This window comes from Streptomyces sp. NBC_00510, assembly GCA_036013505.1.
Taxonomy (GTDB): Bacteria; Actinomycetota; Actinomycetes; order Streptomycetales; family Streptomycetaceae; genus Actinacidiphila.
Genome location: CP107851.1, coordinates 8,699,472 through 8,716,052 on the forward strand (window position 1 = coordinate 8,699,472; position 16,581 = coordinate 8,716,052).

Annotated in this window: 16 protein-coding genes; 8 read left to right on the forward strand and 8 right to left on the reverse strand. The window is 70.9% G+C overall.

Translation table 11 applies throughout. From position 1 onward, the window contains the following. Positions 1-92: 92 nt before the first annotated feature. From OG937_39505 to OG937_39515, 3 genes are all read left to right on the forward strand, one after another. Positions 93-2,369, forward strand: coding sequence for an ATP-binding protein (locus OG937_39505; protein WUD77366.1), 2,277 nt, complete (start codon positions 93-95; stop codon positions 2,367-2,369). Between the two features lie 80 nt (positions 2,370-2,449). Continuing rightward, entirely contained in the window at positions 2,450-3,238 is a 789-nt protein-coding gene (locus OG937_39510; protein ID WUD77367.1) for an alpha/beta hydrolase, read from the forward strand. A gap of 153 nt (positions 3,239-3,391) precedes the next feature. Then, positions 3,392-4,081, forward strand: a complete 690-nt coding sequence (locus tag OG937_39515; GenBank protein ID WUD77368.1) for a type 1 glutamine amidotransferase domain-containing protein — start codon at positions 3,392-3,394, stop codon at positions 4,079-4,081. Between the two features lie 99 nt (positions 4,082-4,180). On the opposite strand, the gene OG937_39520 is transcribed toward OG937_39515, so the two are convergent. Further along, on the reverse strand, positions 4,181-5,686 hold the full coding sequence (locus OG937_39520) for an MFS transporter (GenBank protein WUD77369.1): 1,506 nt from the start codon (positions 5,684-5,686) through the stop codon (positions 4,181-4,183). Between the two features lie 78 nt (positions 5,687-5,764). Further along, complete coding sequence (locus OG937_39525; protein ID WUD77370.1) at positions 5,765-6,451, reverse strand: TetR/AcrR family transcriptional regulator; 687 nt, start codon at positions 6,449-6,451, stop codon at positions 5,765-5,767. Between the two features lie 709 nt (positions 6,452-7,160). On the opposite strand from OG937_39525, the gene OG937_39530 reads away from it, so the two are divergent. Next, positions 7,161-8,069 carry an NADP-dependent oxidoreductase gene (locus OG937_39530; GenBank protein WUD77371.1) on the forward strand — a complete coding sequence of 303 codons (909 nt, stop codon included), beginning with the start codon at positions 7,161-7,163 and terminating at the stop codon, positions 8,067-8,069. A gap of 406 nt (positions 8,070-8,475) precedes the next feature. On the opposite strand, the gene OG937_39535 is transcribed toward OG937_39530, so the two are convergent. From OG937_39535 to OG937_39545, 3 genes are all read right to left on the reverse strand, one after another. Continuing rightward, positions 8,476-9,390, reverse strand: a complete 915-nt coding sequence (locus OG937_39535; protein ID WUD77372.1) for a zinc-binding dehydrogenase — start codon at positions 9,388-9,390, stop codon at positions 8,476-8,478. A 91-nt stretch (positions 9,391-9,481) separates the two neighbouring features. Continuing rightward, positions 9,482-9,859, reverse strand: a complete 378-nt coding sequence (locus OG937_39540) for a DoxX family membrane protein (protein ID WUD77373.1) — start codon at positions 9,857-9,859, stop codon at positions 9,482-9,484. Positions 9,860-10,326: 467 nt separating this feature from the next. Further along, positions 10,327-11,214, reverse strand: coding sequence for an NmrA/HSCARG family protein (locus OG937_39545; GenBank protein ID WUD77374.1), 888 nt, complete (start codon positions 11,212-11,214; stop codon positions 10,327-10,329). Between the two features lie 65 nt (positions 11,215-11,279). On the opposite strand from OG937_39545, the gene OG937_39550 reads away from it, so the two are divergent. From OG937_39550 to OG937_39560, 3 genes are all read left to right on the forward strand, one after another. Beyond that, on the forward strand, positions 11,280-11,909 hold the full coding sequence (locus OG937_39550) for a TetR/AcrR family transcriptional regulator (GenBank protein WUD77375.1): 630 nt from the start codon (positions 11,280-11,282) through the stop codon (positions 11,907-11,909). 341 nt (positions 11,910-12,250) lie between these two features. Continuing rightward, positions 12,251-13,249 carry a ketol-acid reductoisomerase gene (gene ilvC, locus OG937_39555; GenBank protein ID WUD77376.1) on the forward strand — a complete coding sequence of 333 codons (999 nt, stop codon included), beginning with the start codon at positions 12,251-12,253 and terminating at the stop codon, positions 13,247-13,249. Continuing rightward, positions 13,242-13,748, forward strand: coding sequence for an MEKHLA domain-containing protein (locus OG937_39560; GenBank protein ID WUD77377.1), 507 nt, complete (start codon positions 13,242-13,244; stop codon positions 13,746-13,748). The genes ilvC and OG937_39560 overlap by 8 nt, the downstream gene beginning before the upstream one ends. 107 nt (positions 13,749-13,855) lie before the next feature. Here OG937_39560 and OG937_39565 read toward each other — a convergent pair whose 3' ends face one another. Further along, a complete protein-coding gene (locus tag OG937_39565) occupies positions 13,856-14,266 on the reverse strand; it encodes a cupin domain-containing protein (GenBank protein WUD77378.1) in 411 nt (136 codons plus the stop codon). Positions 14,267-14,522: 256 nt separating this feature from the next. Next, entirely contained in the window at positions 14,523-14,909 is a 387-nt protein-coding gene (locus OG937_39570) for a nuclear transport factor 2 family protein (GenBank protein ID WUD77379.1), read from the reverse strand. A gap of 105 nt (positions 14,910-15,014) precedes the next feature. Between OG937_39570 and OG937_39575 the strand changes: the two genes are divergently transcribed. Beyond that, positions 15,015-15,368: a phosphoglycerate mutase family protein gene (locus OG937_39575; GenBank protein ID WUD77380.1), complete on the forward strand. Its 354-nt coding sequence runs from the start codon at positions 15,015-15,017 to the stop codon at positions 15,366-15,368. A 556-nt stretch (positions 15,369-15,924) separates the two neighbouring features. Here the strand turns inward: OG937_39575 and OG937_39580 are convergent. After that, entirely contained in the window at positions 15,925-16,473 is a 549-nt protein-coding gene (locus OG937_39580) for a GNAT family N-acetyltransferase (GenBank protein WUD77381.1), read from the reverse strand. Positions 16,474-16,581: the final 108 nt, after the last annotated feature.

The following is a 16,581-nucleotide window of genomic DNA, read 5'->3' on the forward strand; positions in this document are numbered from 1 at the left end:
CTACCCGCGGGTACGCGCGGCGGCCTCGGGCCTCCGGCCGGGCCGGGGCGGGCACCGCGGGGGTTCCAGGCGGGTGCCGGTTAGGCTGAGGCGTGTCCCTCATCGGCCGTGACCAGGAGCTTTCCGCGATCGGGGCCCTCCTCGACCGGCTGCGTGCCGGCGTCGGCGAACGCCTGGTCGTCACCGGGCCGGCGGGGGCGGGCAAGACCGCGCTGCTGGCCGCCGCGGCGGAGCTGGCGGCCGAGCGCGGCATCCGGGTCGAGCACATCGGGCACCGCGCGCTCTCGGCGCCTGCCGTTCCGCCGCACCCACCGGGGCCACCGGGGGAGCCCGTTCTGCTGCTCGCAGACGAGGGCACGGCCGAGGACCTGCCCGGATCCGGCGCGCCCCCGGGACCGCGGGCACTGCTGGCCGCCGCCCGGGGGTACACCGGGGACGGGACCGAGATGAGGCTGGGCGGACTGTCGGGCGCGCGGTTCGCCGCCCTCGTGCCCGGGCTGCAGCCCGACGCCGTCCACGCCCTGTGGCTGGTCTCCGGCGGGCTGCCCGGTCCCGCGCTCTCCCTGGCCGAACGGCTGAAGGGCCTGCCCGGGGACGCCGACCCGGCCGTGCACCTCGCGCTGGTCGCCCCGTCGCGGGCCCAGTTCCTCGAACTCGACCTCGGACTCGTCCGGTTGCTGGAGGCGGCCGCCGAGCGACCGGTCGCCCCTGCGGTCCGCGCCCGGGTGCTGGCCCGGCTCGCACGCGAGCTGCTGGCCGACACCACAGCCCTGGCGCGCCGCCGCGACCTGGCGGACACGGCGCTCGGCCTGGCCCGCGCATCCGGCGACCCGGGCACGGTCGCCGAGGTCCTCGACAGCCGGCTGCACGCGCTGTGGGACCCGGCCGCCACCACCGAACGCCTGGCCACCGCCGGGGAGATCGTCGCGCAGGCCCGCCGGGCGGGAGACGCGGCGACCGAGTGCCGCGGGCTGTTCTGGCGCTTCATGGCGTACACCGAGACCGGGGACCTGACGGCCGCCGAGGGCGCGCTCGCCGTGTACGTCGGCGCCGCGGAACAGGCCGGCCACACCGACGCCCACGTGGTGGCGCTCGCCCGGCGGGCGATGCTCGCCACGGTCCGGGGCCGGTTCGAGGAGGCCGGGGAACTCGCGGACCGGATCCTCGTCGCGGGGCACAAGGCGGGGGTGAGCGACACCGAGCGGCTGGCCGGTTCGGTGCGCCACCAGCTGGCCGTCGTGCGGGGCGGCACCGAGACCCCGGTCGAGCCCTGGCAGCGGATGGCGCGCCGACTGCCCGGGCACTTCTTCGAGGCCACGGCGGCCCGGGCGATGCTGGAGTCGGGACGCGAGGTCGAGGCCGGTCTGGAACTGGAACGGCTGCTGCCCTCGGTGCTCGCGGGCACCGGCCCGCGGTGGATCGGCGCGCTGGCCGACCTCGCGGTCGTCGCCTCGCGGACCGGTACCCCGGCGGCGGCCGCCGGACTGTACGACGCGCTGCTGCCCTATCAGGGACGGCTGGTGGTGTGGGGCGGCGCCAACACCGTCACCGGACCCGTCGACGACTACCTGGGCCGCGTGGCGGCGCGCCTGGACCGGCCGGACGCCGCCCTCGGCCACCTGAACGCGGCAGCCGAGCTGTCCCGCGGTACCGGCGCCCTCCCCTGGCTCGCGCGCACCCTGGCGGCACGCGCGGAGGTCCGCACCCGGCGGGACGGCCCAGGGGACCGGGAAAGGGCGGCGGAGGACGTGGCGCAGGCCCGGTCGATCGCGGAGCGGCTCGGCATGGACGGTCTCCTGTCCACCCTTCCCGCGGCCGGTCCGCCGGACGGCCGGTGGCGCTGGGTGCTCGACGGGCGCGACTGGCGGCTGGAGGCCGGCGGCGAGACGGCCCGGGTGCCCGACGGGCGCGGACCCCGTCACCTGCGCACGCTGCTGGCGGCGCCCGGCCAGGAGATCCCCGCGCTCGATCTGGTGGCCGGCGGCCCCGGGCTCGCGGCCCCGGCGGCCGACCCCCTGCTGGACGACACGGCACGCGCCTCCTACCGCCGACGGCTCGCCGTGCTCGACGACCGGCTCGACGCCGCCGACCGGGCCGGTGACGTGGACGCTGCAGCGGCCGTGCAGGCCGAGCGCGCAGCGCTCCTCGCGGAACTCCGGCGCGCGACCGGCCTCGGCGGCCGCCCCCGCGCCCACGGCGACGCGGCGGAACGGGCCCGGGTCGGTGCCACGCGGGCGCTGTGGGGGACCGTCCGGCGCATCGAGGCCGCCGCGCCGCTCGCCGGCGCCCACCTGCGGGCGTCCCTGCGCACGGGCCGCCTCATGCGGTATCAGCCGGCCCCCGGCGGCCCCGGACGCTGGGAGGTGTGACGCCGGTCACGAACGGATCGTTCCCCGCGGGGTTACGCCTCCTGTTGTGCACGGCACGCACCACAGGAAGGACACACCACATGAGCACGGGCGAAGCCCCCTTGACGTACGCGGGTCTGTGGGCGGAGCGCCGCGGCGAGCCGGACGGCCGACCGCCGCTCGTCCTGCTGCACGGCCTGAGCTACGACCGTCACCGGTGGGGCCCGCTCCTGCGGGAGCTGGAGACCGCCGACCCGGGGCGGAGCGTCCTCGCCGTGGACCTGCCGGGACACGGGCAGTCGCCGCCGCTGGACCGCCACGGGCTGGACGACGTCGCCGCCGTGGTGCACCAGGCGGTCACCGAGGCGGGCCTGACCCGGCCGGTCGTGGTGGGGCACTCCATCGGTGGCGCCATCGCGACCGCCTACGCCGCGACCCACCCGGTGCGGGGCGTGGTCAACATCGACCAGCCGCTGCGCGTGGGCGGCTTCGCCGACCTGCTGCAGCGCAACGCGGACGTGCTGCGCGGCCCGCACCACGCCACGATCTGGAACGGCCTGCTCGGCCGCATGGGCATCGACGGCCTGCCGCCGGAGGCCCGCGCCCTCGCCCGGCCCGACGCGACGCCCGCACGTGACCTACTGCTGGCCTACTGGGACGAGTTGCTGACCACCCCGCCCGCGCTGCTGGAGGAGCGGAACGCCGCCCGCCTGAAGCGCATCGCGTCCCAGGACACGCCGTACCACTACATCACCGGCGCCGAACCCGACCCGGACTACCTCATCTGGCTCCGCAAGGCCCTGCCCGGCGTCACGGTCACCGTCCTCCCCGGCAGCGGCCACTTCCCGCACCTCGCCCACCCTGCGGAGGTCGCCCGGCTCCTGACGTGAGGGTGGAGCGCGGAGCTCATCGAAGGCGCAGGTCAGCTGGACACCCGGCGCCGCGCGCAGGCCATACCTGGCGGACCTCCTCGCGGCGCATCATGCTTTAAGTAACACATGGCCCCTAACCGTGTCGGATACCGACAGGGAGGCGATGGTCCGATGGCGAAGCTGCTCTTCGTTCTGACCGGGGCGACGTACTGGACGCTCAAGGACGGCACCAGGCACGCGACGGGTTACTGGGCCGAGGAGTTCGCGGCCCCGTACAAGGCGCTCAGCGAGGCCGGCCACGAGATCACGGTCGCCACGCCCAACGCGGTGATCCCGACCGTGGACATGATGAGCCTGCGTCCCGACATGGCCGGCAGCGCGCAGATCGCCCTCGACCTGGAGGAGATCATCCGCTCCGCGGAGGTGATGCGGCGGCCCATCCACCTGGCGAACGCCCGCGTGGAGGACTACGACGCCGTCTACTTCCCGGGCGGCCACGGGCCCATGGAGGACCTGTGCGTCGACCCCGACGCCGGCCGGCTGCTGACCGCGGCGCTCGCCTCCGGCAAGCCCCTCGCGGTCGTCTGCCACGCCCCCGCGGCGATGCTGGCGACCAGGATCCACGGCCAGTCCCCGTTCGCGGGCTACCGGGTCACGGCGTTCACCAATGAGGAGGAGGACGCGGTCGGCCTCGCCAAGCGCGCGCGGTGGCTGGTGGAATCCGAACTCATCGACATGGGCGTCGACTTCACCAAGGGCGAGATGTGGAAGCCCTACACGGTGGTGGACCGGAACCTGTTCACCGGCCAGAACCCCGCCTCCGCGGCCGCCCTGGCGGAACGCCTGCTCAAGGTCCTCTAGCGGAGTTCGGTCCCTTCGGGTGCGACGGAGCCCAACGGGGCCCGGGCCGGCGGTCGTTGCCGGTCCGGGCCCCGTGGTCCGGGAGCGCCGGCCGGTGCGTCAGTGCATGACGGCAGGGGCGATGGCCTCGTCCTCGACGCCGGAGGCGACCGTCGTGGATCCGGGGCGTCCCACGTTGATGGAGACGAGGGCGATGAGCGCGGCGAGGGCCTCGATACCGACCGCCCACCAGGTCGCGTGTGCGTACCCGTGCACCAGACCCTGCGCGTAGAGGAACTTCTGGTTGCCGGCACCCGCGGCGTGTCCCACGAGGTAGGTGGTGGTCGCCGACGCGGCGACGGTGTTCAGCAGCGCGGTGCCGATCGCCCCGCCCACCTGCTGTGAGGTGTTGACCATTGCCGAGGCCACTCCCGCGTCCTGAGCCTCGACGCCGTACGTGGCCAGCGACAACGCGGGCATGAAGGCGGCGCCCATGCCGATGCCCGCCAGTGCCAGGCCAGGGCCGGCCAGGGACCAGTAGGAGGAGTCGACGTCCAGCTGCGTCAGGAGCAGCAGGCCGATGCCTGCGACAGCGAAACCGGGAGCCATGATCATACGGGCCGGCAGCCGCGTGGCCAGTCGGGCCCCGAGCTGTGTGGAGCCGACGACGAAGCCGAGGACCATGGGCAGGAAGGCGAAGCCGGTCCTGATCGCGGAGTACCCCTGCACGACCTGCAGGTAGTACGTCATGAAGAGGAACACGCCGAACATGCCGATGATTGCCAGTCCCAGCGACAGGTAGATGCCGCCGCGGGTGCGGTGGGCGATCACGCGCAGCGGCAGCAGCGGCGCCTTCACCTTCGACTCGACGAGCGTGAAGGCGACGAGCAGGACGCCGGAACCAGCGAACAGACCGATCGTCGACCCGTCGGACCAGCCATTGGTCTCGGCGCGGGTGAAGCCGTACACCAGCGCGACCAGGCCCAGGGTGGAGAGCACGACACCGGGGATGTCGAGCGGCGAGCGGTTGCGGCCGCCCTGCGGCTCGCGCACCACGAAGTAGGCGCCCAGCGCCGCGACGACCGCGAAGGGGATGTTGACGAAGAACGTCCAGCGCCAGTTGAGGTACTCCGTCAAAACGCCGCCGAGCAGTAGACCGACGGCCCCGCCGCCGCCCGCGATCGCGCCGTAGATGCCGAAGGCCCTCGCGCGTTCCTTGGCGTCGGTGAAGAGCACGGCGAGCAGGGACAGGGCCGCCGGCGCGAGCAGCGCGCCGAAGGCACCCTGCGCCGCACGGGCGCCGAGCAGCAGCTCCTGGTGGTTGGCGGCACCGCCCACCGCGGACGCCAGAGCGAAGCCGGACAGTCCGAGGACGAAGGTCCGCCTGCGGCCCCACAGGTCGGCGACCCGGCCGCCGAACAGAAGCAGGCCGCCGAACGCCAACGCGTAGGCCGTGATGACCCACTGCTTGTTGACTTCGGAGATCCCGAGGGCCTGCTGGGCGCTCGGCAGGGCGATGTTCACGATGGTCGCGTCCAGCACCACCATCAACTGGGCGAGGGAGATGAAGACCAGGGCCTTCCAGCGCCCGGGGTCGGAGGTGACGTGATCGGCTGTATGAGACATAGGGGTATCCACCTAGGCGTGCGAGACGCACGGAAGAAGAACGTGTAGTGGGGGATGTCGTGGGTGTGTGGGGGTGAGTCAGAGGCGCCGGGCCGCGGCGGCGTCGCCCGCGTTGGTGATGTCGCGGTGACTCGTCAAGGGCGCCCGAGCACGTCCCCGGGTGGGCAAGCGGAGTCCGTTGACGAGCAGTTGCAGGCGGCGGTGGACGTCCGTGTCGTGGTGGTCGGTGCCGGGGAGGGGGCGTGCCACCAGGGACATGGTGACCAGCACGTCATGGAACGTGACGTCGGCCAGGAGCCGGCCGTCTTCCCGGGCGGTGTCCATCAGCTGGGCGGCTGCGGTCTCCACGCGGGCGTACTGCGCCGCCGGCTCCGACGGAAATTGCTCGCCCTTACCGAGCAGCAGTCCGCACAGCGCTCCGAGCCGCTGGTCCACCGCGTCGTGCAGGAAATGTTCGAGCGCGGCGAAGGCGTCGGTGGTATCTGCTGCGGCCCGCTCCACCTGGTCTGCCATACGGCTCACCACGGACAGCAGTACGGCGTTCAGTAGCGACCGCCGCGCGGGGAAGTGCCGGTAGAGCGTGGCGTTTCCGACCCCGGCGCGTCTGGCGATCTCGTCGAGTGGGGCGGTGGGCCCGCGCTCGGCGAAGACCTCGCGGGCCGTCGCGACGATCCGTTCTCGGTTGCGTACGGCGTCCGCACGGGGCCGGGGCCTCTCGTGCAGGGCCGGCCCGCCGGCGGTCGTGACGGTCTGCGGCTCGGCCATGGGACACCTCATGCTGCTGCGTGGAGCGACGCGTGGTCGTATGTGGGGCCGCTGCCCGGCTCGGCGCCGGGCCCGGACGGGTCGTACAGCGACGCCTTCGCTTCTGTGGGCTGCATGGGTTCTCCAGAGTCGGGTCGTGCACACCGGTCCGGCCAGTTGCGCCGGACGAGAAAAAACGGAGCCATGCTCCGGCGTGTGTGCCCCAATATACGGAGCGCCGCTCCGGCGGTCAAAAGGGCCGCGAACGGCGGCTTCGCCAGACCTCTGGAACTGTCGCGTTTGGTTGCGGCGTCAAGCAATGACTTGTTGAACCGTCAATCTGTTTGGTGAACGTCGGGCGTGATCGAGCGGAGAAGGGTCCAGCGTCAGGTCCAGGGAGGCATGGCGGCCCGCCGGTCACTCCGGCGGGTCGCTCGCGTGTGGTGCGGGATTCGGGGGAGTTGACGCGCGTGTCTGCCCGCATATGATTGCCGTGTCAAGCACATGGGTGTCTCTTCGTGAGGACCGTGCGCTGCTGCCCCCACGGATCCGGACCGGTCGAGCGTTTCGTCGCGCGAATCCGTCTCGACGTCGGCGTGGGGCACCGTCCCGGCGACAACGCCGTGGTCCGTCCTGTTCAGGATCCCGTTCACAGCACCGGACCGGGAGCCGGACGCGCGGGGCCGGACGGGGACCCGGAGAACACTCAGCGAGGAGACGGGAGCAGACCATGCCCAGGGCGGTGCAGTACGGAGTGTACGGCGGGACGGAGGTCCTGCAGGTGGTGGAGGTGGACATACCCGAACCAGCCGAGGGGCAGGTGCTGGTCAGGGTGAAGGCGGCCGGTATCAACCCCGGCGAGGCCAAGACGCGGGCGGGGAGGTTGATGCCCCGTACGTTTCCCGCGGGCCAGGGCATCGACCTGGCCGGAGTCGTGGTGCGGACCGGACCCGGTGTGAAGGGGTTCGCCGACGGGGACGACGTCGTGGGCTTCACCTGGCAGCACGCCAGTCAGGCCGACTACGTGGTCGTCGAGGCCGCCAACCTGATCGCCAAACCGGCGGGGCTGCCGTGGGAGGTCGCGGGTTCGCTGTTCGTCGTCGGCACGTCGGCCTATGCGGCCGTGCGCGCGGTCGCCCCGCGGCAAGGCGAGACGGTGGTGGTCTCGGGCGCCGCCGGGGGTGTAGGCATGCTGGCGGTCCAACTGGCCCGGCGGGCCGGGGCCGACGTGATCGGCATCGCCGGACCGGCGAACCACCGGTGGCTCTCCGAGCGCGGCGTCACACCCGTCGCCTACGGAGAAGGAGTCGCGGACCGGCTGCGCGAAGTAACCGACCGTGTCGACGCGTTCATCGACACCTACGGTGATGGCTACCTCGACCTCGCAGTCGCCCTGGGCGTGGCGCCCAGCCGTATCAACACGCTCGTCGACTACTCCGGAGCCGCGCGACTCGGCGCGAAGACGGAGGCGAGCAGGGTCGCCGCGACCGCCGACGTTCTCGCAGAGCTTGCGGAACTGGCCGCCTCGGGCGAACTGGACGTGCCGATCGCCGCGACCTATCCGCTGGACCGAGTACGCGCGGCGTACGACGAACTTGCCGGCCCCCACCCCCGGGGCAAGATCGTGCTCCTCACCTGACCGGTCGCCGAAAGGCCGGCGTAGCGAGAAATGTGCGGCCTCACCCACGGAATCGTGGATGAGGCCGCACGCGTTCGCTCAGAGAGCGAGGGCTCCGCCGTCGACGGGGAGGGTGGCGCCGTGGATGCAGTCTCCCCTCCCGGTCGACGCGGGTGATGCGATCGCCGGTGACGTACACCGAGGCCGGGCCCGGCTGTGTGAATGCGTCGAACATCGAGCCGCCGTGTACCGCAAGGGTTTCCAACGAGCGTTCCCTTCGGTGTGGAACCATTCGTTCTCTGGGAAGCCTGATCGCCCGGCACGCCCCGGTGTCTTAGCCGGCTCCCGAGAGGCCGGGATGCATCCGGCAGGTGCGCGACGCAGGGGGCAACCCAGGGATGGCGTCGGCGCGTCGCGGTGTGGGCGATCAGGGGGTCAGGACCCATCTGCCGCGCTGTCCGCCGCTGCGCAGCGACTGGTAGGCGCGCGCCGCCTGATGCAGCGGCACGTTGCCGGCCCTGCGTGCCTCCAGCACTCCTTGCGCCGTCAACTCGAGGATGGTGCGCAACTGTCCGCCGTCGGGCGTGACCACGCCTGTGGTGATCGTGATGCCGCGTTCCACCTCAGGCTCGGCGCCGGGATAGACCCCCACGTACGTTCCGTGGTCGCGAACAGCGCGCAGAGCGGCCCCGTTGAGGAGGGCGGCGTCCAGGACCGCATCAAAGCCACGTGCGTCCGCCGGACTTGTGATCATGTCCACCGCTCCGGCGCGGCTCAGGAAGTCCGCGTCGAATGCTCGTGCCAGACCGGTGACGGCCCAGCCGGTGTGCGCCGCCAGGCCGACCGCGTACCCGCCTACGCCTCCGGCTGCCCCGGTGACCAGGAGCCGTCGGCCTTCGGCGGGGCCAAGGGGCGCCAGAAGCTGGGCGGCCGTCAGGGAGTTGAGCGGCACTGTTGCGGCGTCGACCAGTTCGACGCCGGGGGGGATCGGTGCGGCGTGCGCGGCGGGGACGACCACGTACTCGGCAGCCGCACCGGCGACGGTGTTCGGCGCGTGCGGGAAGTGCAGTGCCGCGACCGGTGTGCCGGGCAGGAAGCCGCGGACAGCGGGGCCCACCATGTCGACGACACCGGCCACGTCCATGCCCAGCCCCGGGAGGCGTCCCGGAACCGCTCCCACTGTCCCCCTGGCCCAGATGTCGAGGACGTGCAGGTCGACTGGGTTGACCGCCGCCCCCGCCATTTTGATGCGGATCTGGCCGTGGGCAGGTCGCGGGTCGCGCAGGAGCTCGAGGGTGAAGCCGTTCGCCTCTCCTGGGCGGGTCATGATGAGCGCACGCATGCTGCGTCCTTCTGTTTGGTGTCGGATGGTGTGGAATCGGCGGCCCCGCGCTGCGGACAAAGGGAAGATGCCGCCGGGGTCGTTCTGCTGCTCAGGTGCGGAGCAGCAGAACGACCACGGCGATGAGCAGGCCGAAGGCGACGGACAGGCCGCCGAATCCGATCCGGTGGTCCCGCACTCCAGGCACATGGCGATCGGCCACCAGTCGGCCCGGCCCCGTCAAGGCGAGTGCTGTCGCACCCGCCGCCGGCACCAGCTCGCATTCCGTACCGTTCGGGATTAGGAAGAGGCCGTGCCACTTCACCGATATGGCGTTGGCCATCCTGCCCACGAGTGCCGCGACGGCGATGGGGGTGAGGAAACCCACGGCGAGGCCCAGGCCGCCGAGCAGTTCGCTCAGCCCGGCGACGACTGCGAACGTCTTGCCCGATGGGTATCCGAAGTGAAGAGCTGCCCCGTGGGCGGACATGGCTCGCGTAGCGAGGAGGCGGCGGAGGCTGGGTTCCCCGGCGGGTTGCTGGGTGTAGGGGACATGGACGACCGCATTTCTTGGAGGTGGGTTTCAATCGGTCGCGCGCGGTATCGGGGCTGCGCAACAGCGAGACAAGGAAGGGCGTCAGACCGGTGTCGTCATCAGGCGGCCAGGCCGCCCAGTGCCTTGAGGACCCAAGGCGGGCCGTCTACGGGCCAGTCGGGATTCGCGCAGAGCGGCTGCTTCGGGGCGGCGCCCTCGGCGTGCTCCTGGCGGGCGGGAACTGCCTGCCGGGGCTGTGGGGTCGAGGTGGACGTCTGCGGGGCGTCATGCGGTATCACGAGTCCCGCCTTTCCGAGCGGTAGGGAGTTGAAGCTTCAAGTTATGCCCCGTGGAAACGCCGAGAAGATTCCCGGAGGAACGGCGGCCTTGGCGCACCGCCGGGGGAGTGCGACGCGCGTGGTTCAGAGGGCGTGGCGTCGGTGCTGGTCGAGGAGCGCCCTGATCTTGGCCGCGCCTTCTCCTGCCAGCCAGGTATTGAAGTCCAAGAGGGCGGGGTACTGCTCGCGGAGTGCCGCGATGTCCGCGTGCCAGCCGGCGAACGAGTTGTTCTGGCCGACGTCCGTTCGTCCACTCGGCTCCGTCGAGCCGTGCAGTGGGGGCAGTGAACGGCCGATGGCCCGGCTCGTCGCGGTGAGCAACTCCTCCGCGGTCAACTCGTCACCGGCGATCTCGATCGCCTTGCCCACGTAGTGCTCGGGATAGCCGAAGGCGAGTGCTCCGAAGGCGCCGATGTCCCGCACCGCGATGAGCTGCACGGTGCCATGGGCCGCGATGTTACGGATCATCGCCTGCTCGCCGGTCAGTCCGTACAGCGGGTCGGCGTGGACCTCCATGAACATGACGGGCCGCAGCACCGTGGAGGGGATGTCCAGGGAGCGGATGTGCTGCTCGATCCGCCATTTGACCTCCCAGTGCGGGATGCCTTTGTTGCGCTCGGCGCCTGCCACGGACGAGTAGACGAGGTGCTCCACGTTGGCGTGTGCGGCAGCCTCCGCGAGGTTGAGTGCACGCTGCAGTTCGTTGTCGGCGTAGTCGGGCGCGATGAATGAGGGCTGGACGCTGTACACGCCGTAGACCCCCAGGGTCGCCGCTTCCAGGGATGCGGGATCGTCCAGGTCGCCCTGGATGAGGTGGGCGCCGAGTCGCGCCAGTTCCCTGGCCGCGGGTGTGGCGGGGTCGCGGACGAGCGCTCTCACGTGCCAGCCGTCGGCGAGGAGGTGCCGTGCGGTGGCGCCGCCCTGCCGCCCGGTGGCCCCTGTGACCAGCACGGTCGCGGTTTGCGAGGTCATCGTCCTCCCTCAGGGATGGTTCGCCAAGGAGCAGTGCTCCGGTACGATGTGAACGGCTCGAACATATGGAGCAGCGCTCCGGTAGTCAAATCGGAGAGCGCTGCGTCGCTTCCAGTGAGGTGTTGATCTTGCCGCAGGCAAACCGCGCGGACGCGCTCCGCAATCGTGACCTGCTCCTGGCGGTCGCCAAGGAAGCCGTCGCCGAGAACGGGACGGACACCTCGCTGCGCGAGATCGCCCGGCGCGCCGGCGTGGGCATCGGCACGCTCTACCGGCACTTCCCCAACCGCGAGGCCCTGCTCGAGGCGCTGCTCGAGTCCAGCTTCGTGACGCTGCAGGCGCGGGCGGAAGAGCTGCTCACCTCCGGGAATCCCGGCGAGGCGTTCCTGGCGTGGCTGCGGGAGATGACCGCGGGCGCTGCCACTTACCAGGGGTTGCCGGAATCCATCCGGGACGCCCTGGCCGACGACGAATCCAGCCTGCATGCGACCTGCGCCGAGATGAAGACCGCTGGGGGGCTGCTCCTGGAGCGAGCGCAGAAGGACGGCAGTGTGCGGTTGGATGTATCCCTCACCGAAGTGATCGACCTCGCCCTGGGGCTCGCCTGGGCGGCGGAGAAGGCGTCGGAGGCCTCGGATCTCGCTGCCCGCCTGCTTTCCACCGCCGCGTACGGGCCTGCCGGGCGCAGTCGCTGAAACCCCGACATGCCATGGCCCGCATTGCGATAGCCGCGTAAATTACATGCACTAGGCAAATATGTACACCTCGCGTACTGAAGGCGACCGGTCGTCTTGAATCCCGTTCCGACCTGACGACGCAGCTCTCCGCGAGCCGGGTCGCCAGGGAGCAGGGCGGCCGGCGGACACTCCTTCGTCGCGCTGCCGCCATCCCGTGGCCGCCGCCCCGTCACCGAGGGCGGCAGGCTCTCCCCGTAGATTCGACATGCGAGTCCGCCGCGAGCGGACGGACATCAACACCCTTTGAGTGAGTCTCCTCGACGCGACGAGGAGGCTTGCGGCATGGAAAGGCTTCACCTGTGGCTGAGCTGTTCTACGACGACGATGCCGACCTGTCCATCATCCAGGGCCGCAAGGTCGCGGTCATCGGCTACGGGAGCCAGGGGCACGCGCACGCGCTGTCGCTGCGCGACTCGGGTGTGGACGTGCGGGTCGGCCTGCACGAGGGCTCCAAGTCCAAGGCGAAGGCCGAGGAGCAGGGCCTGCGCGTGGTGACCCCCGCGGAGGCCGCGGCCGAGGCCGACGTCATCATGATCCTGGTCCCGGACCCGATCCAGGCGCGGGTGTACGAGGAGTCCGTCAAGGACAACCTGAAGGACGGCGACGCGCTGTTCTTCGGTCACGGCCTGAACATCCGTTACGGCTTCATCAAGCCCCCGGCCGGTGTCGACGTGTGCATGGTCGCGCCCAAGGGCCCGGGTCACCTGGTGCGCCGTCAGTACGAGGAGGGCCGCGGCGTGCCGTGCATCGCGGCCGTGGAGCAGGACGCGACCGGGAACGGCTTCGCGCTGGCGCTGTCCTACGCCAAGGCGATCGGCGGCACCCGTGCGGGTGTCATCAAGACGACGTTCACCGAGGAGACCGAGACCGACCTGTTCGGTGAGCAGGCGGTGCTGTGCGGTGGTACGGCGGCGCTGGTCAAGGCCGGTTTCGAGACGCTGACCGAGGCGGGTTACCAGCCGGAGATCGCGTACTTCGAGTGCCTGCACGAGCTGAAGCTCATCGTGGACCTGATGTACGAGGGCGGCCTGGAGAAGATGCGCTGGTCGATCTCCGAGACCGCCGAGTGGGGTGACTACGTCACCGGTCCGCGCATCATCACCGACGCCACCAAGGCGGAGATGAAGAAGATCCTCGGTGAGATCCAGGACGGCTCCTTCGCCAACAACTGGATCGCCGAGTACAACGCCGGCCTGCCCCGGTACAACGAGTACAAGAAGGCCGACGAGAACCACCTGCTGGAGACCACCGGCAAGAAGCTCCGCAAGCTCATGAGCTGGGTCGAGAACGGTGACTGACCCGTCCCCGCGGATCCCCGCGCTGTCCGACCGGCGCGGGGATCCGCGCTTCGCCATGCTCCTCCTCGACAGCTACCGACGCCTGGTGGGCGTCCACCTGTGCCCGCCGGTGTGGGCATCGGACGCCGAGGCGGCCCAATGGCTGTACGAGGAGGCGCCCTTCGGGCTGCTGGCGCATGACGTGTCGGCCGACCCGCTGTTCGTCTACGCCAACCGCACCGCGCAGCGGTCCTTCGGCTACACCTGGGAGGAGTTCATCGGCCTCCCGTCGCGCCGGTCGGCCGCGCCGGACGCACAGCAGGACCGGGACGCGCTGCTCGCATCGGTGGACGAACGCGGCTACGCCGACGGATACCAGGGTCTGCGGCAGCACAAGGACGGCCGGATATTCCGGATCGAGGACGTCTGCATGTGGAACCTCGAGGACTCCGACGGAACACACCACGGTCAGGCCGCCGTGTTCCGTCCGCCGGCCGGGCCTGGACCATCCGCGGACTAGCTCACGTGTGACGGCCGGCAACTGTGCCCATCGGGACGTCCCGATGGGCACAGTCCGCTGCGCTTACGTACGTGCACGGAGTGGCGAGGTTGTCGCCCTCCCGGACGTCAGGACTGGCTGTACCGCAGGTGCCGCCGCTCGGCCAGCTCGTCCGCGCCGACCACGGTCAGTACGGGCGTGCCGGGAGGCGCGAACATGGTCACCACCAGCTGGGACTGTGCGTCCTGGAGGTTGTTGGCGCCTTGGTAGTGGATGACGTCGCCGCCGGGCTCGAACAGGGCGTCGCCGGCCTTGAGCACCCGGGGCGGCTGGCCTTCGAGCTCGAAGAGGATCTCGCCCTGGGTGACGTAGCCGAAGAGCGGCCCGGGGTGCCGGTGCGGCGGGGCGCCGGCGTCGCCGGGCTGCAGGGTGACCCGGATGGTCCTGGCCTCGGAGCCCTGCGGGATCCGGGGCTGCGCATCCGGCAGGGTCGCGATCACCTCGACGCCCGGGGGCAGGTGTGCGTGGTCTGCGCTCATGTGTTCCTCCAGCAACGTGGACTGTCCGCAGTGAGGACAAGACGGCGTCCCCGGCTGTGACAGGGGCCCGGCTTCGATCGGCGGTGACGTCGCGGCGGAGGGAGGTGTGCGCTGTCTGCCGCAAGGCGTCTCGCAGACCGGCGGAAGCTGCCTCCAGGTCATCGTTCTTCCGCTGGCCCCACCCTGCGGCCGCACCGGCGGTACCGGAGCGACCCTGTGAAAGCTCGCCCACAGCCATCAGGCGGGGGGGCTGCGTTCACAGACCCTCGGGCGGAATGGGCGTGGCCTGGTGGTAGTACATCTGCCACCTCGAACTCGTGCTCTGCCTGCGCCAGAGTGAACTACGCCGCGCCTGAACCCCACCGATCGTGGTCACGTAGGTGAGGTGCACCAGCCCAGGGCCCAACATGACCGCGTCCAGCTCCGAGGGCTCATAACGCGGGCCGTCTGCTGCCGCACCGTCCATCTCGGGCAGCTCGGCGAGCATCTCTTCGTACGTCCAGCGCCGGCCCGAGGCGCCGACCTCGACGAACTCCGGATCAAGGAGTTGTCGGGTCAGCGAACGGGAGACGCGCACGCTGGGGTCCATCAGCCGCAGTTCGCCCGCAATCGCTTCACTTACCTCGTCCGTCTCTCTGTTCATGCAGCCATCCTCAACGGAACCATCATGGAGACCGGCACTGACACCTACCGCCTTGCCGGCACCCGGGCACGTGCCGAAGAACCCGATTCAGGAGGGCACGCGCTCATGCGCACTCTTTACGTCGTAACCCACCCCGAGGCGACGCACCACGCCGAGGGGGTCGTCGGCGGATGGCATGACTCGCAGCTGACGCCTGCGGGCGTCCGTGCGGCGGTCTCCATCGCCCAGGCACTGCGGGCCCGGATCCCGGAGGGCGCCGAGGTGGAGCTGTTCACGTCGGATCTGCAACGCACCCTGCGGACGGCCGAGGAGGTGGCCGAACTGTTCGGGGTGAAGCCGATCCTGGATCGCAGACTGCGGGAGAAGTCCTACGGTGAGGCGGGGGGAAAGCCTCAGGAGTGGCTGGACCGGCGCTTCGTCCCACCGCCGGCTGTCGGAGGAGGACGACTTCTTCCGTAACCGCCAAGTCCTCAGTCTCGGTGACACCCGCCATCTCGACTCCGCCCACAGTGGCTGACCTCAAGCCGACCCGCTTCGACGGCCGGCCGGCATCACTCCTTGATCGCGCCGTAAGCCGTGTGGCCCGGGGCAGTGATGCGTGTCAGTCCGGTGGAGACGTTCACCACGGCGGCAGCAGAGTCTGACGGTTGGCCCCGGTGATGAGGCGATTGGCGGTGGAGATCGCGCCGGTGGCCGACGATCCCCACCCACGACCAGGGGACGTATTGGCCGCCGGAGCTGCCAGTGCTCCGGTTTTCCGGGGACTGGCAGTACCAGGCCGGTGCGAGAAGGACGATGAACTCACTTCTCGCGGTGAGCGGTGAGGGCGACGATCACGGCTCCCACGGCGCCCGCCGCGGACAGCGCGTGCACGGCACCGGCACCCCGCCCCGCATCGGCGACTGACCCCCTTTGTCCGTGCGGCCCCGGGCGGCTTCGCTTCGAGTGCCCGCTCCGGGCCCCGATGGCGGGGCCGCCCTCGGGGTGTTCGTGTACGGTCCCGGTCCGATGGTGCCTAGACCTCGGGAAGCGAAGGATCGGGCGTCCACGGGGATGGCGCGGTGATGGACCACCGTTCGTGGTCGCGCCAGGCCCCGTTGATGTAGAGGTAGTCGGGGGACAGGCCCTCGTAGCGAAAGCCCAGGCGCTGGACCAAGGCCAAGGACGCCTTGTTCGCCGGCTGGATGCTGGCCTCCAGCCGGTGGAGGCGCAGGTCCTCGAAGGCGTGCTGCATCGCTGCGGCGACCCCTTCGGTCATGTAACCCCGACCCTCAGACGGGGCGAAAGCCGCATAGCCGAGGGACGCGCCCTGGTAGCGGCCCCGGATGATCGAGTTGATGTTGACCGTGCCGGCGGCCGCGCCCGTCTCCAGGACGCGGATCATGAAGCCCTGGTTGATGCCGTCGTCGAAGCGGTGCATCCAGTCCTGGAACGCCTCCGCGGACGCGGGCAGTTGCATCCACGGCCCGTAGAGCTCGGTGCTGGCCCTCACGAGCGAGCAGAACTCATCCTGGTCGGCGAGGGTGAGCGGGCGCAGTTCGACTCGTGACGGCATGTGGGGCATGCGGCAATGCTAGGCCTCTTCGGAACAGAAGGTCACGAGAGTGATCCTTTTCCGACGCACTCCCTGGTTCCCCGGGTACGTTGTCGGGTCGGACGGCCTAGGACCACG